The organism is Aliiglaciecola sp. M165, assembly GCF_007197995.1.
Lineage (GTDB): Bacteria > Pseudomonadota > Gammaproteobacteria > Enterobacterales > Alteromonadaceae > Aliiglaciecola.
The window spans coordinates 444,993-470,057 of record NZ_VKKH01000009.1; the positions used below are offsets into that span (position 1 = coordinate 444,993).

General features: G+C 43.7%; 22 protein-coding genes. 8 read left to right on the forward strand and 14 right to left on the reverse strand.

The window, feature by feature from the left end; all coding sequences use genetic code 11:
• Positions 1 to 9: 9 nt before the first annotated feature.
• From FM019_RS19575 to FM019_RS19585, 3 genes are all read left to right on the forward strand, one after another.
• Positions 10 to 2,253: an acyl-CoA dehydrogenase gene (locus FM019_RS19575; protein WP_143837763.1), complete on the forward strand. Its 2,244-nt coding sequence runs from the start codon at positions 10 to 12 to the stop codon at positions 2,251 to 2,253.
• Between the two features lie 75 nt (positions 2,254 to 2,328).
• Positions 2,329 to 2,592, forward strand: coding sequence for a hypothetical protein (locus FM019_RS19580; protein ID WP_143837764.1), 264 nt, complete (start codon positions 2,329 to 2,331; stop codon positions 2,590 to 2,592).
• Between the two features lie 228 nt (positions 2,593 to 2,820).
• Positions 2,821 to 3,576, forward strand: a complete 756-nt coding sequence (locus tag FM019_RS19585; RefSeq protein ID WP_143837765.1) for a hypothetical protein — start codon at positions 2,821 to 2,823, stop codon at positions 3,574 to 3,576.
• Positions 3,577 to 3,733: 157 nt separating this feature from the next.
• Here the strand turns inward: FM019_RS19585 and FM019_RS19590 are convergent, their stop codons facing one another.
• From FM019_RS19590 to FM019_RS19645, 12 genes are all read right to left on the reverse strand, one after another.
• Positions 3,734 to 4,207, reverse strand: coding sequence for a type IV pilin protein (locus tag FM019_RS19590; RefSeq protein WP_143837766.1), 474 nt, complete (start codon positions 4,205 to 4,207; stop codon positions 3,734 to 3,736).
• A gap of 26 nt (positions 4,208 to 4,233) precedes the next feature.
• Positions 4,234 to 8,319 carry a PilC/PilY family type IV pilus protein gene (locus FM019_RS19595; protein ID WP_143837767.1) on the reverse strand — a complete coding sequence of 1,362 codons (4,086 nt, stop codon included), beginning with the start codon at positions 8,317 to 8,319 and terminating at the stop codon, positions 4,234 to 4,236.
• A gap of 12 nt (positions 8,320 to 8,331) precedes the next feature.
• Entirely contained in the window at positions 8,332 to 8,898 is a 567-nt protein-coding gene (locus FM019_RS19600) for a PilX N-terminal domain-containing pilus assembly protein (protein ID WP_143837768.1), read from the reverse strand.
• Positions 8,895 to 9,761: a PilW family protein gene (locus tag FM019_RS19605; RefSeq protein WP_143837769.1), complete on the reverse strand. Its 867-nt coding sequence runs from the start codon at positions 9,759 to 9,761 to the stop codon at positions 8,895 to 8,897. The genes FM019_RS19600 and FM019_RS19605 overlap by 4 nt, the downstream gene beginning before the upstream one ends.
• Complete coding sequence (locus FM019_RS19610) at positions 9,758 to 10,339, reverse strand: pilus assembly protein PilV (RefSeq protein ID WP_143837818.1); 582 nt, start codon at positions 10,337 to 10,339, stop codon at positions 9,758 to 9,760. Before FM019_RS19610 ends, FM019_RS19605 begins: the two co-directional genes overlap by 4 nt.
• Before the next feature lie 368 nt (positions 10,340 to 10,707).
• Entirely contained in the window at positions 10,708 to 11,652 is a 945-nt protein-coding gene (gene ispH / locus FM019_RS19615) for a 4-hydroxy-3-methylbut-2-enyl diphosphate reductase (RefSeq protein ID WP_143837770.1), read from the reverse strand.
• Positions 11,653 to 11,665: 13 nt separating this feature from the next.
• Entirely contained in the window at positions 11,666 to 12,100 is a 435-nt protein-coding gene (gene fkpB, locus FM019_RS19620; RefSeq protein ID WP_143837771.1) for an FKBP-type peptidyl-prolyl cis-trans isomerase, read from the reverse strand.
• Positions 12,084 to 12,596 (reverse strand): signal peptidase II, encoded by a 513-nt coding sequence (lspA, locus tag FM019_RS19625; protein ID WP_143837819.1) that lies wholly within the window; start codon positions 12,594 to 12,596, stop codon positions 12,084 to 12,086. Before lspA ends, fkpB begins: the two co-directional genes overlap by 17 nt.
• A complete protein-coding gene (ileS, locus tag FM019_RS19630; RefSeq protein ID WP_143837772.1) occupies positions 12,589 to 15,417 on the reverse strand; it encodes an isoleucine--tRNA ligase in 2,829 nt (942 codons plus the stop codon). Before ileS ends, lspA begins: the two co-directional genes overlap by 8 nt.
• A 31-nt stretch (positions 15,418 to 15,448) precedes the next feature.
• The gene (gene ribF / locus FM019_RS19635) at positions 15,449 to 16,375 is read right to left on the reverse strand and encodes a bifunctional riboflavin kinase/FAD synthetase (protein ID WP_143837773.1); all 927 of its coding nucleotides are present in this window, start codon (positions 16,373 to 16,375) and stop codon (positions 15,449 to 15,451) included.
• A 270-nt stretch (positions 16,376 to 16,645) separates the two neighbouring features.
• Positions 16,646 to 18,214: a murein biosynthesis integral membrane protein MurJ gene (murJ, locus tag FM019_RS19640; RefSeq protein WP_143837774.1), complete on the reverse strand. Its 1,569-nt coding sequence runs from the start codon at positions 18,212 to 18,214 to the stop codon at positions 16,646 to 16,648.
• A gap of 116 nt (positions 18,215 to 18,330) precedes the next feature.
• Entirely contained in the window at positions 18,331 to 18,780 is a 450-nt protein-coding gene (locus FM019_RS19645; protein WP_143837775.1) for an HPP family protein, read from the reverse strand.
• A 291-nt stretch (positions 18,781 to 19,071) separates the two neighbouring features.
• Here FM019_RS19645 and rpsT point away from each other — a divergent pair, with 291 nt between their 5' ends.
• Entirely contained in the window at positions 19,072 to 19,332 is a 261-nt protein-coding gene (rpsT, locus tag FM019_RS19650; RefSeq protein ID WP_143837776.1) for a 30S ribosomal protein S20, read from the forward strand.
• A 460-nt stretch (positions 19,333 to 19,792) separates the two neighbouring features.
• On the opposite strand, the gene FM019_RS19655 is transcribed toward rpsT, so the two are convergent.
• Positions 19,793 to 20,170: a type IV pilin protein gene (locus FM019_RS19655; protein WP_143837777.1), complete on the reverse strand. Its 378-nt coding sequence runs from the start codon at positions 20,168 to 20,170 to the stop codon at positions 19,793 to 19,795.
• A gap of 67 nt (positions 20,171 to 20,237) precedes the next feature.
• Here FM019_RS19655 and FM019_RS19660 point away from each other — a divergent pair, with 67 nt between their 5' ends.
• Genes FM019_RS19660 through FM019_RS19675 form a run of 4 tightly spaced genes read left to right on the forward strand, consistent with a single transcriptional unit; the run spans position 20,238 to position 23,002 of the window.
• On the forward strand, positions 20,238 to 20,777 hold the full coding sequence (locus FM019_RS19660) for a prepilin-type N-terminal cleavage/methylation domain-containing protein (protein WP_143837778.1): 540 nt from the start codon (positions 20,238 to 20,240) through the stop codon (positions 20,775 to 20,777).
• Positions 20,771 to 21,397: a prepilin-type N-terminal cleavage/methylation domain-containing protein gene (locus tag FM019_RS19665; protein ID WP_143837779.1), complete on the forward strand. Its 627-nt coding sequence runs from the start codon at positions 20,771 to 20,773 to the stop codon at positions 21,395 to 21,397. The genes FM019_RS19660 and FM019_RS19665 overlap by 7 nt, the downstream gene beginning before the upstream one ends.
• The gene (locus FM019_RS19670; RefSeq protein ID WP_143837780.1) at positions 21,390 to 22,514 is read left to right on the forward strand and encodes a hypothetical protein; all 1,125 of its coding nucleotides are present in this window, start codon (positions 21,390 to 21,392) and stop codon (positions 22,512 to 22,514) included. Before FM019_RS19665 ends, FM019_RS19670 begins: the two co-directional genes overlap by 8 nt.
• Complete coding sequence (locus FM019_RS19675; protein WP_143837781.1) at positions 22,511 to 23,002, forward strand: prepilin-type N-terminal cleavage/methylation domain-containing protein; 492 nt, start codon at positions 22,511 to 22,513, stop codon at positions 23,000 to 23,002. The genes FM019_RS19670 and FM019_RS19675 overlap by 4 nt, the downstream gene beginning before the upstream one ends.
• A 165-nt stretch (positions 23,003 to 23,167) precedes the next feature.
• Here FM019_RS19675 and FM019_RS19680 read toward each other — a convergent pair whose 3' ends face one another.
• Positions 23,168 to 25,054 (reverse strand): SurA N-terminal domain-containing protein, encoded by a 1,887-nt coding sequence (locus FM019_RS19680; protein WP_143837782.1) that lies wholly within the window; start codon positions 25,052 to 25,054, stop codon positions 23,168 to 23,170.
• Positions 25,055 to 25,065: the final 11 nt, after the last annotated feature.

Below are 25,065 nucleotides of genomic sequence, written 5' to 3' on the forward strand. Positions count from 1 at the left end.
GTGTTAATTATGAGTATTAGAACGAAACTGAAAAAAGTATTGCCACCGATTTCTATCACCGAGCAAGAAGCGTTAGACGCAGGTGACGTGTGGATCGAATCTTCGGTTTATCAAGGTAAGCCTGACATGCAGGCTCTCAGAGATATCCCTGCTGCAAAGCTAAGTGCAGACGAACAAGCGTTTCTTGACGGTCCTGTCAGTGAACTCCTTCACATGATCGATGACTTCGAATTGCAAAACGGTGTTCATATTCCTGACGACATTCTTACGTTTTTGAAAGTGAATAAGTTTTTCTCGTTGATTATCCCTAAGAAATTCGGCGGTCTTGAATTCAGTCCATATGCTAACTCGACAATTGTGGCGACAATTGCCGCGAAAAGCGGGGCTGTTGCGGTGACTGTAATGGTTCCGAACTCTTTAGGTCCAGGCGAATTGCTTATGCATTACGGAACCGAAGAGCAACAAAATTATTGGTTGCCTAAACTAAGCATCGGTCAAGACATACCTTGTTTTGCATTGACTAGCCCAGAAGCTGGATCAGATGCCGGCGCAATCCCTGATGCAGCGATTGTGACTAAAGGCATGTGGGAAGGTGAAGAAGTTGTAGGCCTGAGCGTAAGTTGGGACAAGCGTTATATTACTTTAGCGCCAATCGCTACAGTGCTTGGCTTAGCATTTAAAGTGTTTGACCCGGAACAATTGCTTGGCGACACCCTTGAGCTTGGTATTACCTGTGCGTTGATCCCGAAATCTCACCCAGGTGTAGAGCTAGGTAATAGACACGATCCGATGGGCGTACGTTTTTATAACGGTACGACTCGTGGAGAAAATGTTTTTATCCCAATGGATTTCATCATTGGTGGACAAAAGAACATAGGCCGAGGCTGGCAAATGCTAGTTAGTTGTTTAGGTGCAGGTCGCGGTATCTCTTTACCAGCAATGGGGGTTGCTTCAGCGCAATCAGCATTCAAATCAACGGCCGAATATTCATTCGTTCGTGAGCAGTTTGGTGTGCCGATTGGACGTTTCGAAGGAATTCAAGACAATCTAGCTGATATCGCAGGCAAAACCTTCGTGCTAGAAGCAATGCGCGTACTAACAACAGAAGGATTGGGATTAGGTCTTAAACCATCTGTTGTCACTGCGATGGCAAAATATCACATGACAGAGCTGGGCCGTGATGTCCTTAATTCTGCTATGGATGTGCAAGCCGGCAAGGCGATTCAACGTGGCCCACAAAATACGCTTGCTAACGGCTATTCTGCGTTACCTATTGCGATCACTGTGGAAGGTGCAAATATATTGACTCGTAGCTTGATGATTTTTGGTCAAGGCGCGATGCGTTGTCACCCATACTTGAAAGAAATGGTTGAGCTAATTCACAGTGAAGAAAGCTCAGCAGACGCAGAGTTTAACAAAGTGTTAGGTAAGACAGTTAAATTTAGTGTTGCCAATTCCTTCAGATCTATGCTCAACAGCTATGTGCCCTTTGCGCGTAAAGCGGGTTCAGCTATGCCTGAAGTCAAAAAGTATGAGAAACGCCTCAACGCACTTTCAGCGAAAATGGCGCCTCTGGCCGATCTTTCCTTGCTTGTATTAGGCGGCGATTTGAAAAAAGCGGAACTATTGTCTGCTCGCTTGGGTGACATTATGAGTTATAGTTATGCAGCTATGGCCGTCATCCGCTTCTATGAGCAAAAAGTTGAAAATCGAGCCGAAGCTTTGCCTTATTTTGAATATGCAATCCAATGGTGTTTGCAACAAGGTGAAAAAGCATTGGTTGATTTTGTAAACAACTTCCCAAATACCGCTACTCGTGGCTTGATGAGGTTGTTAACCAATACTTACACATCGTCTGTTCCAGGTATTTCTGACGACTTGATCCGTGAACTATCAGAAGCGTCGATGAAACAGTCAAGCATCAAACGCCAACTAAGCCATTTGGTGAAAGTGTCACCGGGTGATGGTAATGACATTAACGAACAGGCATTTAATGCTAAGCACGCGGTCATGCCATTGTTGAAGAAAATCCAGAAAACCCTGCGCACTAACCCAGTTGTGCCAGCGTTAGATTTTGAAAATGTTGTCAACAAACTTGTAGAACAAAATTTATTGACTCAAGAAGAGAAAAGTTTAGTTTTGGACTATAACGAAAAACGTAAACTCGCGGTACGTGTTGACGAATATACATTCGACCTGGAATTGATTGACATCAACGAACCAGAAGTCACTGAACAAGCTTCAGCAGCCTAGTTTAGTTAAAACTTTAATACACAAAATACGATAAGGCCAGTCAGGCAACCTGACTGGCTTTTTTTTGTCAGTCAGATGGCTACAGCAAATCTAATCAGCTCGTTTAAAACTCAACGAGACACCCATGTTGCAGATGGGAAGGTTGCTGGTCTTAGAGAGAACGGATGCGGTGACATCACCCTAGCGGGAACCTGTGGAACTATTAATCAAACCTATCTCTACTGGCATGGACCCACACATACTGCTGGAGGTGATGCGCTAAGTGGTATACGTTTTCGCGTCAATCTGCCAGTTGGAGCCTTGCCATATAAGGATCCATTCCCGAACCTATTGGCTTGATATTGCTTGGTAAAGGTTTATCAGTTCTGCGCCTGTCCGCCTCAAGGAAATAATCAATTTCGTAACCTTGATCCCCTAACAAGAAAAGTCAGGGGATCAAAAACAGAATTTCATCGCAAAGCTCTGCCAAATATCAGCTTTAATAGCATCACACCTGAAAAAACGCTACCATCGGCTTTACTACCGATCTAAATTAATTCATTAGTAAATAAGGCTGGAAAACCTGAAATGGTAAAAGAGCGAATTGACCCCGACCTCCCGAACATAGTTTTGGATAATGATGACCGAGCTGCATTCCAAAAACAGCGGGCAAGTCAAAGCAAAACCCCTGTCGAGCCAGAAGACTCCAATACAAGTAAATCAGGTGTTTCTGGATTATGGCTGGCCCTAACGTTAGTTATTGCTCTTGGGGCCTGCGGCGCGTCATATTGGTTGTATGAACAAAAGCGTATTAGCGATGCTGAATTGACCAATGCGGTTGGACGGGTGGCCGAACTAGAAAGACGATTATCAGCAACCGGTGAAGAAATGGACCAATCTGCTGGCGCCTTGAGAGTGACGGTGTCAGAGCTAACGGATAAAACCGATGAGCTGTGGTCACAGATGGATAAACTTTGGGCTTCTGCTTGGCGTAAGAACCAAGCAGAACTCGCACAACTCAACGAAAGACTTAACAAGAGTGTCAGAGAAACGAATAACAAGATCAGTGTAGTAGAGACAGAGTCCTCGACCCTATCAACCAACCTTGCTGTGATTCAAGAGCAGCTAACCCAGCAATCAGTTGAATTATCTCAGCTAGCGACATTGATTGCTGAAACCCGTGAAAGTGGCAATGGCAGTGCCCGACAGATTGGTGATATTCAATCTCGCTTGGTGGCCTTAGATCAAGTGAATGGCGCATTGACGCGTCGGGTAGCAGAATTAGAAAAATGGCGACGAGATGCTCCTGCTGAAAGCTCTCCCTCTGGCGTTTCAGTGCCTTAAACAAATTGCTGTTAAAGGTTTAGATATCAAATCTATAACTCAAACAGCAAAATGCCAGTTAGAAGTAAGTCGACTAACTGGCATGTAACCAATAACATAGAAGCTAAAATCATTTCGATACTGGCTTTTTGTAGGTAAGTGCCGTGATTGGGGTTAATTAACATCCCCAGCAGTATTCAGAACTTGCTAGTGTGTTACTGTTGTCTTTGTCCCATGCCTTTCGTCCATCACTGTAAAAGTACAACTTGCCATCGTCAATCTGCGCCGTTCCACTAGCGGGTGTAGCAATAATGACATAGCCGTTTCCAGATGCTGTGACACTATCAATTGTCAGGTCGTATTTTTTATTGGCGACCGGCTCTCCTGAAGGTGAGTGCGCATGAAACACTGCAGGCTTTCCTGTATTGGCTGCAGCTTCCGCAGCACCATTGTATGTATAGTTTGCCGCCTTGTGACGTTCCATCGCTGCGGCTAATGCCATGAGGTCAGCCTGAGCACTACCGCGATTACTACTTTTTACGAATCCCTGATAACTCGGATAGGCAATGCTGGTAATAATGCCAACAATCGCGATAACAATCATCAACTCAATTAAAGTGAATCCATTGTGTTTTTTAAGACCGTGTTTCATTGAAAATACCTAACCTTAATAATTATCTATTGTCGTTCTATTTCAGTTTTCCAACTGCTCTTCTGTACGCGTTCGAAGCGACCATAGATGTTTTCCGCTAGGCACTCAAACGCCGTTCCACAAGGCAAGGGATCACCATTTGGATCCAGGTCAATAACTGCTGAGGTACATTCAGTTCCCAGGCATACAACTGGCTTGATGATATCCTCAATTAGAATTTTTGTTTCTGGTGCTATACCTGTTTGACGAAGCTGTGCATAGCGATCTTCGTTTTCTAAGTCACCATCATAGTCTAAATCTGTAACGGCATTGGCATTTACCAAATTAACAAGATAGGCGCGACTATTGCCCGAAGGCGGCGCACAAAGACTGTTGTTAGCACTTGCTGGCAAATAGGTTGTAAAGAACAATTGATAATCAATGATCAATGGCGAGGCCAATACTTTTTCACCACCAGCGCCCAGTTGCAAATACCACCCTTGTTTTTCAGCAAAGGTCGTGTTCGCGATTTCCCTTTCAGTGTTATCCGAAGAGGTTAAGCTGTGTGATGTGGCATCAAACATGTTTGCAAGGGTCAGAGGAACCGCAGGCATGGTGTAATTGCCATTAACATCTAGATTAAAAACGCCATCATCTTTGATCATGTAAAAATGATCTTGGATAACACTGTTAAGTGGACGAGCTCGATAACCTGATCCTAAGGCAACCGCGTAATAGTGCTCCTCACCCAAATTAATTTCTGACACATCCGGGCCGTAAAAGAAACGTCTGTTATCAACCGCTGCATTGCCGCCAAAGCTTGCTAAAACACCACCTGTTACTAAGTTCGCAGTAGATTCGCCGTTGTGAATATCTAGTCTGAACAACTGGCCGCCCATGTCAGCAACATACATGTGATCAGCATAGCCATCACCCTCACGGTCGATTACCGATACTCGAGCAGGAATACTGTATTCCATGTCAGACAGAATGAGATCGGCATCAGAATTACTGGCTGTCCATAACAGGCTGCCATTATCTGCATCTACAATATACACAGCATTGCCCATTGAATCGGCACTTCGCGTTTCTTTGTTGTCTTGCTGTTCATCGTAGCCACCTGCAAAAATGAGGACATCTTTACTGGCTCCACCAATATTTACTTTCGTGACTGTTGGACGTGACCAACTTTGTCCCATTTTTTCAAAGCCGGTACTGCCACCATCAATTTTAAACTTCAAAGTAGGCGAGTTTTTATTAGTAATATCAAAGGCATAGTAATTGTCACCGCCGCGACGCATACCAACATACAAATACTTATTGTTTCCATCTGTACGTAAAACCATGTCACCGTCGAGACCATATATATGGTTAAAGGTCGCGCCATCTCGATAGAGATCGTATTGGTTTGCCAGTAATTCCTTAGGCATAATCGCCCAATTCTCAGCACCGGTTTCCGGATTGAATGAATGTAACAAACCATGGTTTGTGGCGACCAATATTGCACTTTCAGTCAAAGAGTAATTAACAATAATGGGTTGAGAGTGGATCGGGTCACCCATGGTTAGGCGCACATCATCAGTATTGCCATCGCCATCATCATCTCGAACATCAACCCCTCGAGCCCACTTCAATACTGTCGTTCTCAATGCCTCTTTATCTGGCAGTGCATCGATAGCCAAATCTGAAGTCGTTATCGAGGTATTACCCTCTGATAAACGATTGCTTTCATTCATAATTGTGCCATTGCTATCAAATACATACATATTGCGGCTAAGCGTCATTCTGCTTGCAGCACCACCTTCTCGTACGTCATTTCCATCACTTGTTACCGACCAATAACTGTGAGAGTTTTCGGAAAAGAACCCTGTACCCGAATCCACAGCAGGCAAATCGTTTTTATCCAGTATTTTGTCGCCGTCAATTCGATAGCGTTTCACATTCCCTGGCCAGATCGCCCCTTCGGATGGTTTGAACAATGCGAAGTACAATTCATCGTTGTGTGTAAGACGGTTCAACTGGTTTACGGCAACCCCCGGCGATACAAAGGTTGTGTTGACGTCTTTAACAGTCTTCAGAATCGAAGAGAACGCTGTAACCAAATCAGCAGTGTTGTTCGCTTCATAAAAACCACCACCACCGTTAAGTGCAAGTTGATTTAGAAAGGCACTGGCGGCTGCATTAGTAGCAAAACCTATGGTATGAGTAATAATGCGAGAATCAATGACTGAGTCACCCAAATCACCAATATTTGAGACCAAGTCAACACCACATTTTTCGCCACCACTGCCGCTGCATGATTTACCAAGTAAAGTTTCGATTTTCCCTACGCTGTGGTTATTGTTGGCCTGTCCATCGGACAAAAGCACTATGTGATTATTTGTTTGGCACTGTTGATCAAGTATCGGTGATATATAAGTCGCCCCCGCTGGAATGTATTCACCCACACAATCTGAGTCATTAAGGTTTTCTTCACTACAGCCATTGGGTAAAACTGAATTACCACCTAGATAAGATTGACGATGGCTCACTCGAGTACTGCGTCTTACTGAAGAAGATACGGCATTTGTGCCACGTGCAAGTCCGTAATCGACATCACGCCCACCATAATAATTAGTCGCTTCCAGCAATGTATCAACAATAGGGGTGTAGCCATTGGCTGTCAGTTCGTCAACCTTACTGATCAAATGCTGCCTTACCGTAGAAGTCGTTCCAGGAGTCGCCTCTCCTTCAAATTCAACGACAAGAACTGGAGCACCTGAAGGTTTCCCTTGATAAGTGTAAGCACCGCGATTTCCGACCATATCGGACACCACAAACATCATATCATTACCACTCTTCCAATCCCCTCGATTGACTAGCTCTTGTACAATAGGGGCCACAGAAGGCGACTGGTATGTAGTGTTTCGGTACCAGGCAGGTATGTTATTCCATGTCACAGATGCTGCTGTTTTGGGCTTATCTCGTAGCAAGTAACGCGTATAATTACGGAAATTTCGTGGATCCGCTTCGTTTACACCACGCAGTACAAATGAAGATCCTGCAGCAGTTCGATTTTGATAAGCTGTAAAAATGATATAAGCATTTGAAATTGTTGCATTTTGTGGCAGCGCTAGGTTTCTGAAACGAATACCGATATAGCGATTGCTTGATGGGTTGAAAGTAAGCTCACTTCCCGTTGATTGGTAGCCGTCATTTCGCTCTTCAGCATTATCTCGCTGAGAAGCAACCTGGTAAGTTTGATCGCCCTTTACACAGCCTGTTGCCGTGGCATCATCGTAACCAATGACTAGTTGTGGCGATGATCCAGTTCCATCTTCAAATGCTTTTGCTCTTCGGTCACTAGAACCGTCTATGCTGCTGGTCTCAATAATAATATTTATCGAGTTTTTACCACACCACGATGCCTGATCCACAACTTCTTGGATCACAGAGATAATTGATGGAGATCTGACCATGTCGTTGGAAAGAGGCCAATCATTATCAAGGTCCCAATTGACCTCGTTTGCTGTACGAGTGCGATTAGAAATATTAAAGTTTGTAGAGGCAAACTCCGTTGCGTCTCCGGTCAACTCAGCGCGTATATTGATTGAAGTCACAGCGGTGTTAAGTTGCGATGAGGTAAACCTCATATGTGCATTTGTTATCGTCGCACCACGAGGAATGTTGATGCTTTGATATCGAAAACCGCTGTACACGGTCTCAGTTCCACTAGAAATTTTAATGGTATTTGAGTCGGTGTCGACGAGGCTTGATATTTCATAAGCATCATCCTTTCCACTCACAATAGGTGTGATTATCTCGGGGATAACGGGCGTATCAATACCCTGGACAGGGAATAAAACAGGACCACCAAAATCAGAAAAACGCATCAGACCGGCATTGATATTAGTCACGCTGTTTAGTGTTTCCTTTAGGGCGTTTTGGACCCTCAGCATCCGTGTTTCTTCGGTACCGTCTTTGCCCCCCATACTTCCTGAGGTATCCATGATAAACAAGACATTCGGATTATATTCGACCGCCGCTTCAGAGGTGCCAAGATATATTTCAAGATCATCGCCGAATGCTGAAAATGCAATCATTGATGATAGGGTGAAAGATGCAACTCCATGCAGCGCTTTTTTAATAGACATAATACAACCTCGCTATTGAGACGCTGGCGCAAAGACAGACGCACTAAGTGTGTTTGCGACAGCGAACTTGGATCCTTCCAAGCGGCCACAACCTTTAATAACAAATACATGGCAGCTAATATTGCTACCGCCGATAACATTACTCGAGCCAATACAGGCTCTTTCCTCAACAAATGCCGTGCGCGACCAACTGCTTATCGCTGGATTGTCGTTATACAAACCCACCGCAGTGTGTTCAACATTGGTTTGTAGGCCATTTGCCGCGGTCACCGCTCTGTTAGTCCAATCGACATTATTGAAGCAACTCAGATCGTCAGCGGCTAAATTTATCACTGCACCCTGGCGGGCTTCGGAAAGTGGGTCAGTTTTATTCGGGTCGGTCAATAAGACCTCATCTTCAGACTCAAAAACCACGCCAGCGATAGCAGCCTCAGCAGCATCGAAGGCTAAGGACTGCCGTTCCATAGACACTGCCATTTTATTTTGCATGAGACTGCTTGATACCGACGCAACCCCCAGTACTGTCAAACTCATCAACACTAGCAGTGCAAAAACCATTACTAAACCTTGCTGTTTCATACTTTTCTACTTCGCATAAAATTCTTCACATTACGCAATGTGATCGTTGTTTCAAACTGCTTATAAAAGCGCTTCTGAGTCGGTGACACGGCAGTCTCGTTGAGTAACTTAAAGCTAGGCACGTTGTTGATGGGAACTTCTGAATCGCCTTTAAGCAAAACGGCTAAGCGGATCGCAACCACTTGACCGTCATTGGCAAAAATACCAGGAAGTTCATTTGCCGTGACATAACCTACGGGCCGTGCCGAATTGTCACCGGTAACTAAATTATTGGTGTATCCATATAGAACTTGAAAACTTTCTACATCGTCCAGCAACGTCACGGCGGCGTGGCCATTATGACCAACTGCTACCTTTTGTCCTTGCAACACTCGGCCATCAAATCCTCGACATTTTAATGTGCGGTTTTCAACATAGTATTCATTTACGATGAAAAACTCTTCTGCATCTAAATAACCTAGCTTCAAGCCTCGGCAATCCTGGAGCCCTTGAAGGCTAATAGCAACTTTGTCATTGGCACCGGCAGCGCCTTGCACTGAACCGACATCGGCAAATGCGCCAAACTCTCCAGGCAAGATAACGGGATGATTACGCACATATGCGCCTTCTGATACAACGTCTACGTCGCGGTTTAAATCAGGGGAAAGCAAATCGTATCGACCAGCCATTATCAGTTCATTACGCAGTCGCGTGATAATAAATCGACCACTTTCTTGTGTAGAAGCAATGGAGCGATTTAGCCTTTCAGTCAAACTATTGCTCACTAGAACCTGAATGATTGCCCCAGATATCAACAAGCCTAATGCAAGGGAAATCATGATTTCAACCAGCGTAAAGCCTTTTTGACGTTGATGAATGCTCATAATACAACGTCCAAACGCACACAATCATGCGGATCCGCTTTGGCAACGTTACATTCCGCGTTGAGTGCACGATCGATATTCTGCCAATTCTCAACCGGCCAACTTAGAATAATGCTGACTCTTGAACCCGTACTGCAGGTTTCGGCATCGAGTAAGTTGTTGTCGTCACAGCTCAGGTTTAATTCTACTGTAGGGTTGGTTGATACGGCTGAGCAGGAGGCCTCATATGCATCATATGCGGCAAACTCCGCCGCCGAGCACTGTCCACCATTACAATCAGGGATAGCAGCCGGACGCGCCAAACAAAAACAATTGTAGTCGGTCGCAGATGTAGCGCAGGTAAGATTTCCGAAATTATATAGGTCAGGATTGAAATATTCTGGATCTACTACCAGACCATCACCAATAAGAGAAAGACGGGCACTTGCACGTAAGCGCTCACTGAGTTGTTGAGCAACCATTACTGATTGTGAGCGATTTAGCGCATCAGAATTGGAAAAAGAACTGACAAACTGCAACGAAGCAACACCTAATATGCCGACAGACAGAATAAACAGGGTCACTAAAACTTCAATCATCCCAACACCGCGTTGTGCAATGGGTATATGTTGATGTCGATTGCTAATTATCACTATTACTCCTGAACGACCAAACCTAAACTGTTATCTGAATCTACCTCAACTTCTTGAGAGTGACTCAAGGATTAACATGGCAAATTGCAAAAACGTGTTCGTTACGTAAGTAAATGTAGCTTATTTAGCGTAGGAATTGGTTATCTAGGAGATCGCTTAGGTATATTTTTGAGAGATTTAAGCGGATTTACATTGATATATTTATATGAGGTAGAATTTTTACCGAGGCTTTTCAATTACTTGGCTTGAGCCACTGAAATACTCAAGTGCTGACTCAAAAAGTCATGCACTTGATTGTATTGGCAGCGATACCTTTAACTGACTTCTTTGATCCGAAGTTCTTTTGGCACAGCAAACTCTATGTTCTCTTCTCGGCCAGGACGTTCAGTTGCCTTATGTGCACCCCATTCAATGAGTCTGTCGACAACTGCTTGCACTAAAACTTCTGGCGCGGATGCTCCTGCTGTCACACCGATATTATTCGCATTTTCCAACCATTCCTTTTGGATGCAATCAGCCGATGCAATGAGGTGAGCTTGTGCGCCTATCTTGTCAGCTAACTCTTTGAGGCGGTTAGAATTTGAACTATTCTGCGCACCTACAACTAAAAGCACATCACAGTCTGCCGCAAGCTCTCTGACAGCATCTTGTCTATTCTGTGTCGCATAACAAATGTCATCTTTACGTGGGCCTTCGATTGCTGAGAACTTCTCACGTAACGCATCAATCACCTCTGCAGTGTCATCCACTGACAGTGTGGTTTGACTGCAGTAATAAAGATTTTTATCGTTTTTAACCTGAAGATTGTTGACATCCTGAACTGACTCAACAAGGTAGATTCCCCCTTCCTTATTGTCATACTGGCCCATGGTTCCTTCAACCTCAGGATGGCCCTGGTGCCCAATCAAAATGCATTCGGTGCCTTTTTTACTGGCACGCATCACTTCCATATGCACTTTAGTCACTAACGGACAAGTTGCATCAAAGACTTTCAATCCGCGTGCTTGGGCCTCACTGCGCACTGCCTGAGAGACGCCATGGGCAGAAAAAATCACGATGCTGTCGTCAGGGACTTCACTTAACTCATCGACAAATCTTGCACCACGTTTTTTCAGTCCGTCTACCACAAACTTGTTATGTACCACTTCATGTCGAACATAAATTGGTGGCGCAAACATCTCAAGAGCACGCTCAACAATAGTAATGGCTCTGTCGACTCCTGCACAAAAGCCTCGTGGGTTAGCTAAATGTATCTGCATGTCGTTTGTACTATTAGCTTACGCTAATAATCTCCACATCAAAAATGACCTGCTGGCCGGCCAAAGGATGGTTAAAATCCACCGTTACCGAATCGCCAGCAACTTCTCTAATAATACCTGGTACTTCACTGCCATCTGGCTGACTAAACGCGATAATCGTGCCGACTTCCATTGGCGTGTCTGCAGCGAATCGGGACTTATCCATATGATGTATATTATCAGGATTTGGCATTCCAAAGGCTTCATCTGCCTCAAGCGTAAACGCTTTTCTCTGACCTGCGGACAAACCCAGCAAGCACGCTTCAAAATTTGCTGTTAGGCTACCATCTCCCATTTGAAGTTTGGCAGGTTTATTGTTCACGCGAGTACTATCAGCTGCCGAACCATCTGCAAGTTTCAAATCAAAATGCATTAAAACTTCGCTATTTTGATCAATTACCTGTGTCATTCGACTCACCTTGTTCTTCTTTGTTTTTAAACATATCGATAATAAGTAAAACGGCACCTAAAAAAATGGCACTGTCGGCAATATTAAATACAGGCCATTGAAATTCTTCATAGTAAACATGTAAAAAGTCGACAACATAACCATACACTAGGCGGTCGTACACGTTGCCCATGGCTCCACCCAGAATTAGGCTAAAAGCAACAGGCAACATGATTTGCTGTTTAGGTGTGGCTTTCAGCCAGCGCACAATTACCACACTTACAATCAGAGCTATCGCAGTAAAAAACCATCTTTGCCAGCCGCTTGCATCATTTAAGAAACTAAATGCTGCACCATAATTGCGAGTATGAGTGAGGTTAAAAAATGACGTAATCTCTATGGATTGATATAACTCCATGCTAGCTAAGATCGCATGTTTGCTCCATTGATCCAAGATCAAAGCAAGTAATGCAAGCCATATAAATCGCAAACCTGTTTGCGTAAACAAATTAAGCATATTGCCTTTTTTCACCTTCACCTTCTACGTTATCAACACAACGATGACATAATTCAGGATGCGCGTTGTTTTCGCCGACATCGGCACGATAATGCCAACAACGGACACATTTACCGTCAGTGGATTTTTCAATGTTCAACCAAAGCCCCGCAATGTCGGTAGCCAATGTTCCATCAGGTTGCTGTGAGCTAGATACAACTTTAGCCGCAGAGGTGATCAACACAAAACGTAACTCATCTTCAAGTTTTGCAAGACTATTTGTTAGGGCTTCGTCCGCGTATAAGGTCACGTTAGCTTCCAAAGAGGCGCCGATATTCCCTTCTTTACGTTGTTGCTCCAATGCTCGGTTGACTTGCTCTTTTACCGCAAGCACTTGTAACCAGAAAGCATCATTAAAGTTTCCTGCGACTTCTTTTGTTGGCAGCCCTCTATACCATGTTTCGGTAAAGACAAATTCATTTCGTTCACCAGGCATTGCTTGCCACAACTCTTGAGCAGTAAAGCTCATGACAGGTGCCATCCAACGGACTAGAGCTTCAACAATGTGGTAAAGCGCAGTTTGACACGAACGACGTGCATGACTGTCAGTTTTTGCTGTGTACTGTCTATCTTTAATGATGTCTAAATAGAAGCTTCCTAATTCAATCGAACAGAACTGCATCATTTTTTGTGTGACAACGATTAAATCGTAAGATTCATAGGCGGCGATGATCTCTTTTTGGACCGCCGCTGCTCGGTTCACAGCCCATTTGTCTAGTTCGACTAAATCATCAAAATCAACTAAATCATTTTGCGGGTCAAAACCATTCAAATTAGCCAATAAAAATCTGGCCGTGTTTCGAATACGCCGATAAGAATCAGCAGAGCGTTTTAATATCTCATCCGACACCGCTATTTCACTGCGATAATCGGTAGACGCCACCCACAAACGCAGAATATCTGCTCCCAATTTATTGATAACATGCTGCGGCGCAACAGTATTACCAATAGACTTGGACATTTTTTTACCTTCACCGTCAACGGTAAAGCCATGGGTTAATACCTGCTTGTAAGGTGCGTGACCTTTCTCTGCAACGGATGTCATTAAGGATGACATAAACCAACCGCGGTGCTGATCTGAGCCTTCAAGGTACAAATCGGCCGACGCCGGAATATCTTCACGACTGTCTACCACAAAGTGGTGCGTCACGCCTGAATCAAACCATACATCCAAGGTATCAGGCACTTTCACATAGGTCTGTGCATCTTCGCCAAGGAATTCGGCGGTATCAATATCCCACCAGGCTTGAATACCCTTTTCTTCAACTAATTTGGCTACGCGTTCAATCAGCGCATCAGAATCTGGATGTAAATCGCCTGTGTCTTTATGCACAAACAAAGCAATAGGCACGCCCCAAGTACGTTGCCGTGATATACACCAATCTGGTCGACCTTCTACCATGCTTTCAATGCGGCTTTGGCCCCATTCTGGGATCCATTGTGTCTTTTTGATCTCGGCAAGAGATTGTTCTCGCAAGCCGGCTTTGTCCATGCTGATAAACCACTGAGGTGTCGCTCGGAAAATAATCGGCGTTTTATGACGCCAGCAATGGGGGTAACTGTGCGTATAAGCGTGGTGATGCACCAACGCTTTGCGCTCCTGCAAAACGTCAACAATGCGGGCGTTGGCTTTAAATACATGCTCACCTTCAAACAGCTCAGTGCCCGCCATGTAGACACCATTTGCACCAACAGGGTTGGCCACTTCTAGCGCGTATTTGGCACCGACATTAAAATCGTCAACACCGTGCCCAGGAGCAGTGTGCACACATCCAGTACCAGACTCAGTTGTAACATGGTCACCTAAAATAATCGGCACAGTAAAGTCATAGAATGGGTGCCAGATATGTTGATTTTCTAGCGCGTCGCCATGACAAAAGCCCAGTGCGTGGTAATGGTCAAAACCAAAACGATCCATGCACTCCTTGACTAAATCTGAGGCGATGATAAGTCGTTCTTTGCCGTTTTCACCTTCAGCTTGCACAAGTGTGTATTCCAACTTCGGGCTGACACACACTGCACGGTTCGCCGGCAGTGTCCAAGGTGTCGTTGTCCAAATAACGACAGACACAGGACCTTCTCCAACATGTCCTTCTGGATGCTTAAAAGATTCAACTAACACATCGGCATCTTTGGCAACAAAGCGTACATCAATGGAAGGCGACTGCTTGTCTTGATATTCGACCTCAGCTTCAGCCAAAGCTGACCCACAATCTGTACACCAATGCACCGGCTTAAAGCCTTTTTCAAGATGGCCTGAACGCACAATTCCACCCAAGGCACGAATGATGTCAGCTTCTGAACTGTAATCCATGGTTTTGTAGGGCTTATCCCACTCCCCCAATACACCTAGACGAATGAAGTCACGCTTCTGCCCTTCGATTTGACGTTCAGCGTAGTCTCGACATTTCTGTCTGAATTCGGCAGCAGTGACTTTTTTGCCAGGCTTACCTACTTTTTTCTCAACTTGTAACTCGATAGGTAGTCCGTGACAATCCCACCCTGGAACGTAAGGCGCATCAAAATCAGAAAGCGTCTTTGCTTTGACAATCACATCTTTAAGGATCTTGTTTACCGCATGACCAATGTGAATATCGCCATTTGCGTAGGGAGGTCCATCATGCAACACGAAAGGTGTTTTACCTTTTTTGGCCTCACGAATGGCATGATACAGCTTCTTTTGAGTCCACTGTTTCAGCATTTGCGGTTCCCTTTGTGCCAAATTCCCACGCATAGGGAATTCAGTTTCGGGAAGATTTAAAGTATGTTTATAGTCACTCATCGAGGCTTAAATCCAAGGTTTATAGTTTGTTTTATTCCACACTCATTAGCGCTTTAGCCGCTTGAGCATCAAGTATGATTTGTTCGTGTAATAGTTCGAACGAGTCGAATTTTTTTTCATCTCGCAGTTTCTTGATAAAAGCTACGCTAATTCGTTTTCCGTAAATATGCTGCTCAAAGTCAAATAAATGAACTTCTAACTGAGACTTTTCGCCGTCTAAGGTTGGGCGAGTACCGACATTTGCCACACCATCATAATGGCGAGCGTCGATATTCACTTTTACCGCAAACACACCATTAATAGGCGCTTTACAGCGTTTTAAGAGCACGTTTGCCGTTGGAAAACCAATAGTCCGACCTTTCTTTTCACCATGTACGACTTTACCGGAAATTGTAAAATCACGGCCTAACATTTCTTTTACCAGACCAAATTCGCCCTGCTCCAAGGCCAAACGAATCTCCGTTGAACTGATACGGCAATCATGATGACGAAAACTTTGTGTACTGACTAACGCAAATTGGTGCTGAAGTGCGTACTTTTCAAGCATCGTAAAATTGCCCAGCCGCTTTTGTCCAAAACGGAAATCGTCACCGACAACTAAAAATTTCACACCGAGTTTTTCTATGAGCAGGTTTTCGATGAAATCTTCTGCTGAACAACGGGAAAAATTTTGATCAAATCGAATGCAAAGTAAACGATCAACACCCAAGGCTTTAAGTTGCTCGTATTTGTCACGAAGTCGACTCAATCTTGCCGGGGCATTTTGAGGGTCAAAAACTTCTTCTGGCTGGGGCTCAAACACCATGACCGTCGCAGGCAAGCGTAAGTTTTTGGCTTGTTTAACCAAGTTTTTAAGCACAGCTTGGTGGCCTAAATGTACTCCATCAAACTTACCAATTGTTAACACACACCCTTTGTGTTGTTCACGGATGTTGTGCAACCCCCTAACTAATTCCACTCTGCCCTCGTTGCAACGCGCTACGCGCATTGATTAAATGCTACCCAAAGGCGGGAATTATAACCAACTCAGCGACTAAAGAAAGGGTACAAGCTAGATAATAGTGTGTGAAAAGACAGGTTTTTACTAAGATCTATTGTTTAGTGAGTGTTTTCGCTATTTTTAAATAGTCGTAGAGTCGTTCAATCACCATTTTTAGCCGTAAAAATGCAATTGGGAGTAGACAAGCAACTACAAGTTGTCTTTACCCACCAAAGCATTCTATTCCGACTATTTCACAATGTGAGTGCCAACAAAGCTACTTTTTCTTACTCCCAACATTAATAATGTTATTGAAAATGCAATAAATCCGAACAAAATTAATTTGCCCAACTCTATGACTTGAGGCCAAATCGTCATGGTCTGCCATTGCACAATGGGTGGATTGAAATATTCAATCGTTCCAATCATCACTGCGCAGGCAAAAAGAATTTTTAGCAAAAAGAAAAAGGTGTGCTTTGTGACTTTATATACCCCTTGCTTGTGCAGTGTGTAATAAAGTAACCCGGCGTTCATAGTCGCAGACATGGACGTCGCAATCGCTAGACCGACGTAACCAAAGGGGATCGCTAGCGCAGCGTTTAAAAAGATATTCGCGATCATGCAATAAATGCCGAACCGCACTGGCGTTTTCAGATCTTGACGTGAATAAAATCCTGGCGCCAATATTTTCACCAACATAAAGCTGAGCAACCCTGTTGAATAGGCCATCAGGCTCAAAGATGCCATATTGGCATCTTCCAAGGTAAAAGCGCCACCGTAAAATATGGTCAATAGCATAGGCTCGGCCAAAACGAATAAACCTGCTGCAGCGGGGATCCCTAATAGGCACACAACCTTCAGTGCCCAGTCCATGCTGTTGCTGAAAGCTTGGCTGTCTTTACTTACATGATGGGCAGACAAGGTTGGTAGTATGACGGTTGCGATAGCAATGCCGAACAAACCTAATGGAAACTCCAACAAACGATCCGAATAATAGAGCCAACTGACTGACCCTGTCATTAGCGCGGTAGCAATCATAGTATCAATGAGCAAATTAATTTGGCTAACTGACACGCCAAATAACGCAGGGATCATTAGCCGTCTTACCTTAGTGACTTTAGGATCCGACCATGCCCACTTAGGCTTGACTAATACACCGGCACGATACAAAAAAGGAAGTTGAAAAAGCAATTGAGCCAAGCCCCCAATAAATACCCCCCATGCCAGCGCGAATTCAGGGTTGTCAAAATAGGGTGACAGGTACAATGCACAGGAAATTATGGCAACGTTCAATAGCACAGGGGTAAACGCTGCGACGGCAAATTTGTTTAGCGAATTGAGTATCGCTCCTGCCAAACCAGTAAGCGATATAAAAAACAGGTAGGGAAAGGTTATTTTCAGCATCAAAGCGAAAGGTTCGAATTTATCAGCTGCCGGGCCATCGTTAATATAATCGTAAAACCATCCGGCACCAAACAGCGCTGCTACCACGGGGGAGCCGATCACACCCAGGACTGTTACAAGTGTAACAATGACTCCCAAGGTACCTGAAATTTTGGCTATAAAGAGCTTGAGGTGCTGTTCATCGCCTTCGCTTTTCACCTCCGCCAGTACCGGAATAAATGCTTGAGCAAATGCGCCCTCAGCGAAAAGCCGTCTCAAAAAGTTGGGGATTTTATTTGCAACAAGAAAGATGTCAGCTGCAGCGCCCGCGCCTAGCATATTGGCAACTACAATATCGCGCGTTAAACCCAGTATGCGTGACAAAAAAGTCATGAAGGACACCACAACACCAGATTTAAGTAGCTTTTTGGACAAGGTTATTCCCTAAATAGATTCATAACGCACAATTGAAGGTTATTATGCGCAAATAGCAACGTTTAACCATCTAAAAATCTAATTACAATACTATATTTTCTTGTCTTGGTGGAAAATCAAGAGCACTTACCTTTGTCTTTAATGTCTTGCAAAAGCTGAACACAGAGTTTGACAAAATCGGAAGATGTCACGATACCAATGATACCCTTGTCCGGATCAATAACGGGTAAACAACCGTGTTTGTTTTGCAAGAAAAATGGCGCAACCTCATCTAACGGCTGATCAGCTGATACGCTGGCAAAATCCTTTTGTGCAACTTCCAGAATGTTCGTACTTTTCTCTCGTTCCAGTAATTCTTCTGTACCGTAAAGCGCAATAGATCGTATGACATGAGTGATCAAGTCTTTTTGTGTAACCAAAGCAACGAGCTTGTTGGTTTTAGGATCGACAACAGGTAAATGACGTATACTTTGTTTACGTGTGATCTCGTGGGCATCATGCAAGGTGGCATGGGGTGCCAGCTTAATCAGTTTTTTACTCATAATGGCCGATACAGTTAAGGACATATTACCTCCGGATTAAAAAAGTCATCCACATATATTTGAGCGTTGCGTTCCCTATATGAAGCGTTTTGATACTGCTTGAGTATGTTCAACTTAGCTCCAATTTAAGTATAGATTAATGCGCTAAAATCCAAGTGTTGATGAGAAAATTCTCTAATGAATTATCGGATTTGTGACGAACCTCACTTTTTTGCTAAAAAAGCGCTTGTTAATCACTAAAGGATTTGACAATAGGTTCGCAAATAGGCACAATCTGCGCCCTTGAATTTTGACTAGTTTTTTCGGGAGTTTACCTTGGCTAACATTAAGTCTGCTAAGAAACGCGCAATCCAAGCTGAGAAGCGTCGCCAGCACAACGCTAGCCGTCGCTCTATGGTTCGTACTTACCTTAAAAAGGTAAACGCTGCCATCTCTGCTGGGGATAAAGAAGCTGCTGCTGCAGCCCTTACTACAGTGACTCCTTTGCTTGACCGTATGGCAACCAAAGGTTTGATCCACAAAAACAAAGCTGCTCGTCACAAGAGCCGTCTTTCTGCACAGATCAAATCACTGTAATATCGCGTTTTATACAATGCACTAAAAAAGGCGCTAACAAGCGCTTTTTTTGTGCCTGTTCGTTTGGCGATAATACACCAATAATTTTCGTTTATAATTGTGTACCCATTGACGCAACCGCTAGAATCACATTATTGTTATTTAACCGAAGTCAATGTGAAGACAGTATGTAGCGTTTACTTCATATTTGTCACACTAGGAGTTTTCCTTGCTGAGATTTTTATTTTTAGTTCCCGTAGTTATGCTCGTTGTATGGAGCATATATTTGTTAGCGAACGGTTATAGCCTCGACGATGGCAAAAAAGGTTATATAAAAATTCTCTATATTTCGATTGGCATTGCCGTTGTCTATCTACTGTTAATGTGGATAACCTAGGCTGCTTTTCTTCCCTAAGTTTCTAATTCCTCCCTTTCTCCAAGGTAATCCAATCCATTTTGTTATAGTAGGATTGCAGGGTAACTACCAGCAATTTTTAGGCGTAACCTGTAAAAGATGATTGACTGAAAAACTGCCACAAGGTACTGATGCTTGGGGTTTATTTTTTAGTGCTGCTACTATCTGGTATGTTTGCTCGGTGCCATTTTTAAGTTCTATGTAATAATCAGTGTGTTTAGGAATAGTAAGCTCCTTCGCACTAGCATATCGAAGGTGCGTTAAGCGAAAAGATTCCTGCTGCATTGTGTAGGTCAACAACTCCTTTTGAACGGCATTTCGTTTAGATTCGTTGATATGAGTGTTGTATGCGGGTACTGCAAAGAGCAACAAGCATCCGGCAATTGCCAACGCTAGCAACATGTCCACCAGTCCGACCCCTTTACAAAAAAAACCGTACTTCATCTTTGTATAACTCCTTCTATACTCAGCTCAAAGTAAAGCACAAGGAAACGTGGCTGGAGTACAGAAAATGCATGGAAGAAGTAAAAATCGCGCTGCTAAAAACGGATTCACACTGCTCGAAACGCTTATCGTATTATTCATAATTAGTTTGGTCGCCTTGTTTGGCGCACCTTCGTTTTTGGAAAGTCTTCGCCAGTACCAATTAAAGAGTGCTTTGCAAGAAACCTATTTTTTGTTGAAAGCGGCCAGAAGAATGTCCATTCATCTTGGCAAAGACATAACAGTCAATTTTGATGCTCAAAAAGAATGGTGCATTGCCCTAAACGATAATGGCCAATGTGATTGTCATACTAAAAATGCCTGCTCGGTTCTTGGCCAGCCATATTTATTAAATCGACAAGGGTTTCCCCACGTAGCGTTAGATACTTTGCTGATGGGAAATATCAATGCGTTAGTATTTGATCGAAACCATGGAATTAGTGTGGGTCGAGGTGGCTCAGGCCAGTTTTCTACTCCTAATGCTGCTGGCAAATTTATTGTTAGCAACCTTGGCCGCGTGCGCATTTGCGTTTCCAAGGGGAAAATTGGCGGATACTCCCCATGTTGAACACTCATTTATGTCAACGCCGCGTGATCAAAGGTTTTTCGATTGTCGAACTGCTTATCGCCATGACCTTGGGCCTAAGCGTAATGGCTGGGTTGACGGCATTTACCGGGCGTTTAATCAGTTTTAACGCAAATACCATGACACATTTACGTCTTCAAGAAGAACTTCAAACTATCGCTATATTTCTATCCAGAGAAATTAGCCGCAGCGGTGCTATTGCCCAGGCCGAGATTCATGCAAAAAATGGTATCAAATCAAAAGGAAAACAATGGAATGGTTTTACCTTTTCTCATTTCCCAAATGAATCGCCAAATAGTTGTATGTTATTCGCTTATGACCGAGATTGGGATGGTCAAATGAGTCGAACTCCAAACAACGAACATTATGGATTCAGGTTAAAAAACAAAGCGATTGAATTTCGAGTGGCCGGAGCAAATTGCGACGAAAATGGCTGGCAGGATTTATCTGATCCCAACATCGTCGAGGTCACAAGGCTTCAATTTAATCCAATTGCTAATACAAGGGCGCTAGTGCAAGTCCAACTAGCAGGACAATTAAAACAAGATCCAAATCATAAGCTCAACATGGATTTTGTCGTACGAGTTAAAAATCGTGAATAAAGTTATTCGCACTTCAAATACCTTGCAACACGGCGGAGTATTATTCGTTGTACTAGTTTTATTATTAGCGCTCTGTGCAATGGTTATCCTTTCCAGTTTGAGGCAAAATTTATTTGTCAATTCGATGAGCGTTAATAGCAAAAACTTGGCATTGGCTCGCACTAACGCTGAAACAGGTATGGCTAGCGCCTTAAATCGGCTTCAATCCGATCCCACCTTTATGCAAAGTCAAATGGAAATGCATCTCAAAGCTAACAACAATCCTCAAGGAAAGGCGAAAGTAAACATTTCCCGGCACATAACAACCCGTTTTTCTAATCGCATGGAGTTGATCAAAGTGACTGCAATGGGCCAAGGGTCAGACCCGAACGCCCGAGTAATTTTGACTCAGCAAGTTCTAAGATACCCGCTACTTAGGGCAACTCCTTTATCTCCCGTGATGATTAATGGCAAATTAAACGTCAGCACAGACTTATCAATAGTCTATGACCCGCCGAATTTTGATCCAACTTCTGATAAGTTAATATTGCTTGCAGATGCGCTAACTGTTGCCAGCAACATTTTTAACTGTTCAATTGATCGTTACAAACGAGGTGATTGCACCAATAATAACTTTTCTTCGATATATCAAACTCAGGCAAAGGGCCCGGCAACTGATTTATTGCCCTTTCTTTTTAATATAAGAAAAGTGGATTGGCCATACCTACAAGACGAATTTAAGTACGTTTTAAAAAACTGTGAACCACAAAATCTGCCATCAAAGGCCTCTAGTTTCTGGGTAATCGGTGATTGTTGGCTGGATGGTCGGACTGTATTAGGAACACCGCAACATCCAATAATAATGGTTGTGCAAAACGGAGATCTCTATTTGCGGGGACAAAATAAGATTTATGGCTTGTTGGTAATCTTGTCCACGTCACATTTTGATACGACACATAACATAACACTACTAGGACAGAATCAGATACATGGCGGTTTTGTTGCCAATACAAATGTTAACTTATCCGGTGGCACAATGGATATTCTGTTTAACAATGAGATTATAGATCGTTTGTTTGATCAGGCAGACATGTGGAAACTTGTCCGTATCCCCGGCAGTTGGCGTGATTTCAAATGAAGGATCAACGGGGCTTTAGTCTTGTTGAGGTGATGATTGTCTCTGCGATATTACTCAGTAGTGCGACCGGAATGATGGCCCTCCATAAGCAAATGATCGATATGCAGTTAATTCGATTTTACTCTGATATCGCGGTGAGATTGGCTGTCGAAAAAATTGAAGATTTACATGACTTTCAATCAAAGTATGGAAAGTTTGGCTTACATGGGAAGACAAGCTATTCTCAAATCTCTGATAATAGAGGTGGGGTTTTACCAGCAGGAAAAGTAGCGATTCAGCCGAGTGGTCAATCAGGCAAGACACTCATATTTGAGCGACAATGGAAAGTTTTCGAGGATCCACTTTCTGCCAGTAAAAACGTTGTAGTGACGATTTCATGGCAGGGTATTAACGCAAAAAAACAGCATTTTTCGATGTCTTCTGAATTGGTGCCGATTTCTCCCCATCGACATATTCATCTAACAGATAATTATTCTATTCCGAGGTGAACCGTTTTCCAATCACAGAACACCTGCACATAGTGGTATTTAACAATATGCCAAGCCCACCCAACTACTATTAGATAATATTAAGATGCGTCAAGCTAGCAGCCTAAAAACAAAAAACCAGCTGAGCGCAGCTGGTTTTTTTATTGTCAGTAAGTGTTTGTAGGCTTACAAATTAAATACTGTTATGTCTGCATCAGCACGCAATGATTCAATTAGGCTTGCGTAAAGGCTCTGTGAACGAGTTTGACCGAGTCGTTGTTGCATAGCTTCAAGTTGCTCCGCAGGTAACTCATCTGACGCATTAACGTTGTTCAACTGCACGATCCCAATATCTCCGCTGGCGAGTTCAACAACATCCTGGTTGGCTCCGGCGTCTGTAGAAAGCTGAAAGGCTTTGTCGACAATTGCTCTTGGCACTTCACCACCGAAACGCGTTACACCAGCCTGAAGCTGCCAGCCAATTTCTTTTTCCGCCAATCCGGCTGAAATGTCCTGTCCTGCCTGTAGTTGAGCAAGTAAATCATTAGTCCATTCTTTTGCTGCTTCCTGCGCTTTTTCAGACGTTAACTCTGAAACGATTTGGTCACGGACTTCTTCAAGCGCTTTGGTGCGCTCTGGCTCATGCTCTTTAACTCGAATAACCATAAAGTGGTTCTCGCCAACAGTAATGACTTCACTGTTTACGCGATCTTGAATAAGTTCGTCAGAGAACGCTTGCGCAATCACGATTGGGTTGGATACCGCTTCAGGTGCTTGTTCACGAACAAAAAGTTCTGTCGCTTGAACACTCAAGCCTGTTGCCGCTGCCACGTCTTGTAAACTGTCTGGCATTTCAAACGCCAACTCAGCAAGTTGTCCTTGCACGATGTAGAGCTCTTCAACGGCTTTGTCTAATTTAACGCGTTGTTCGAGGTCGTCTTTGACTTCTTCAAATGCTGTTACCTGTTCTGCTTTGATGTCGGTAAGTTTAATTACGTGAAAACCAAATTCACTTTCAACTACACCGCTCACATCTCCGATATTAGCCAGGGCAAAGGCCGCTTCTTCAAACGCTGAGTCCATCACTCCGCGCGTAAAGAAATCTAAATCACCACCATTTTCAGCAGAAAAGGTATCATCAGACATCTCACCTGCGACTACAGCAAACTCTTCACCAGCATTTACCCGATCTGCCGCTTCTTGTGCTTTTGCTTGTGCACTGTCTTGATCATCGCCAAATTCAACAAGAATATGCGAGACACGTCTCTGTTCTTCACTGCGATAATCGTTCGAGCTACGCTCATATAAATCGACTAATTCTTGCTCAGTGACCTCTACAGTATCTAGATAGTCTTCTGCTTTGACTTCAAGGTACTCAAGACTGAGTCGCTCTTGCGTATCAAACTGTAAAAGATTTTGTTGGTAATAGTCTTTGATATCATCTTCAGTCAGTTCTACACCGGCTTCAAATGGTCCGTAAGGAACTGTGAGATACTGAATATCACGGGTTTGTTGCTGCAATTGCAATATTTTGCTGGCTTCGCTGGGCAAAGAAAATTCACTGCCTAACAATGCTCTGGCGACTTGTTGACGAGTCATTTCATTGCGCATGTAATCTCTAAAGGTATTGGTTTGGAATCCTACTGAGCGCAATGTTGCCTGGAAACGGGCGTTGTTGAACTGACCACCAATTTGAAATTCTGGCATAAGCAGGATCTGTTCACGAACTTGCTGATTACTGACACGTAAGCCAAGCTCTCTAGCCGCCTGCTCGATAAGTTTATCTGCAATGAGTCTGTCTAGCACACTTTGACGAAACTGGTTCAAGTAAGCCGAATCAGCTGCTAGCGCTGCAAAGGCATCACCAAATTGCGATTCTAAACGTGCGCGTTCATTTTCATACGCTCGATCAAATGTGGACTGAGAAATTTCGTCGCCATTGACTTCAGCGGCAGCCGAACCTGAAGAGGAAACATAACCCCCTACTCCAGCGAAAACGAAACTTAATATAACCAAACCCAGGATAACAATTGCCCAAGTACCCTGCGATCCTTCTCTAATTTTTTCCAACATATGAGTCTATT

Excerpts from the sequence above, each read along its gene's own strand:
- FM019_RS19575 (WP_143837763.1), top strand. The coding sequence starts at position 10 with ATGAGTATTAGAACGAAACTGAAAAAAGTATTGCCACCGATTTCTATC.
- FM019_RS19580 (WP_143837764.1), top strand. The coding sequence starts at position 2,329 with ATGGCTACAGCAAATCTAATCAGCTCGTTTAAAACTCAACGAGACACC.
- FM019_RS19585 (WP_143837765.1), top strand. The coding sequence starts at position 2,821 with ATGGTAAAAGAGCGAATTGACCCCGACCTCCCGAACATAGTTTTGGAT.
- FM019_RS19590 (WP_143837766.1), bottom strand. The coding sequence starts at position 4,207 with ATGAAACACGGTCTTAAAAAACACAATGGATTCACTTTAATTGAGTTG.
- FM019_RS19595 (WP_143837767.1), bottom strand. The coding sequence starts at position 8,319 with ATGTCTATTAAAAAAGCGCTGCATGGAGTTGCATCTTTCACCCTATCA.
- FM019_RS19600 (WP_143837768.1), bottom strand. The coding sequence starts at position 8,898 with ATGAAACAGCAAGGTTTAGTAATGGTTTTTGCACTGCTAGTGTTGATG.
- FM019_RS19605 (WP_143837769.1), bottom strand. The coding sequence starts at position 9,761 with ATGAGCATTCATCAACGTCAAAAAGGCTTTACGCTGGTTGAAATCATG.
- FM019_RS19610 (WP_143837818.1), bottom strand. The coding sequence starts at position 10,339 with ATGATTGAAGTTTTAGTGACCCTGTTTATTCTGTCTGTCGGCATATTA.
- ispH (WP_143837770.1), bottom strand. The coding sequence starts at position 11,652 with ATGCAGATACATTTAGCTAACCCACGAGGCTTTTGTGCAGGAGTCGAC.
- fkpB (WP_143837771.1), bottom strand. The coding sequence starts at position 12,100 with ATGACACAGGTAATTGATCAAAATAGCGAAGTTTTAATGCATTTTGAT.
- lspA (WP_143837819.1), bottom strand. The coding sequence starts at position 12,596 with ATGCTTAATTTGTTTACGCAAACAGGTTTGCGATTTATATGGCTTGCA.
- ileS (WP_143837772.1), bottom strand. The coding sequence starts at position 15,417 with ATGAGTGACTATAAACATACTTTAAATCTTCCCGAAACTGAATTCCCT.
- FM019_RS19645 (WP_143837775.1), bottom strand. The coding sequence starts at position 18,780 with ATGTCCTTAACTGTATCGGCCATTATGAGTAAAAAACTGATTAAGCTG.
- FM019_RS19655 (WP_143837777.1), bottom strand. The coding sequence starts at position 20,170 with ATGAAGTACGGTTTTTTTTGTAAAGGGGTCGGACTGGTGGACATGTTG.
- FM019_RS19660 (WP_143837778.1), top strand. The coding sequence starts at position 20,238 with ATGCATGGAAGAAGTAAAAATCGCGCTGCTAAAAACGGATTCACACTG.
- FM019_RS19665 (WP_143837779.1), top strand. The coding sequence starts at position 20,771 with ATGTTGAACACTCATTTATGTCAACGCCGCGTGATCAAAGGTTTTTCG.
- FM019_RS19675 (WP_143837781.1), top strand. The coding sequence starts at position 22,511 with ATGAAGGATCAACGGGGCTTTAGTCTTGTTGAGGTGATGATTGTCTCT.
- FM019_RS19680 (WP_143837782.1), bottom strand. The coding sequence starts at position 25,054 with ATGTTGGAAAAAATTAGAGAAGGATCGCAGGGTACTTGGGCAATTGTT.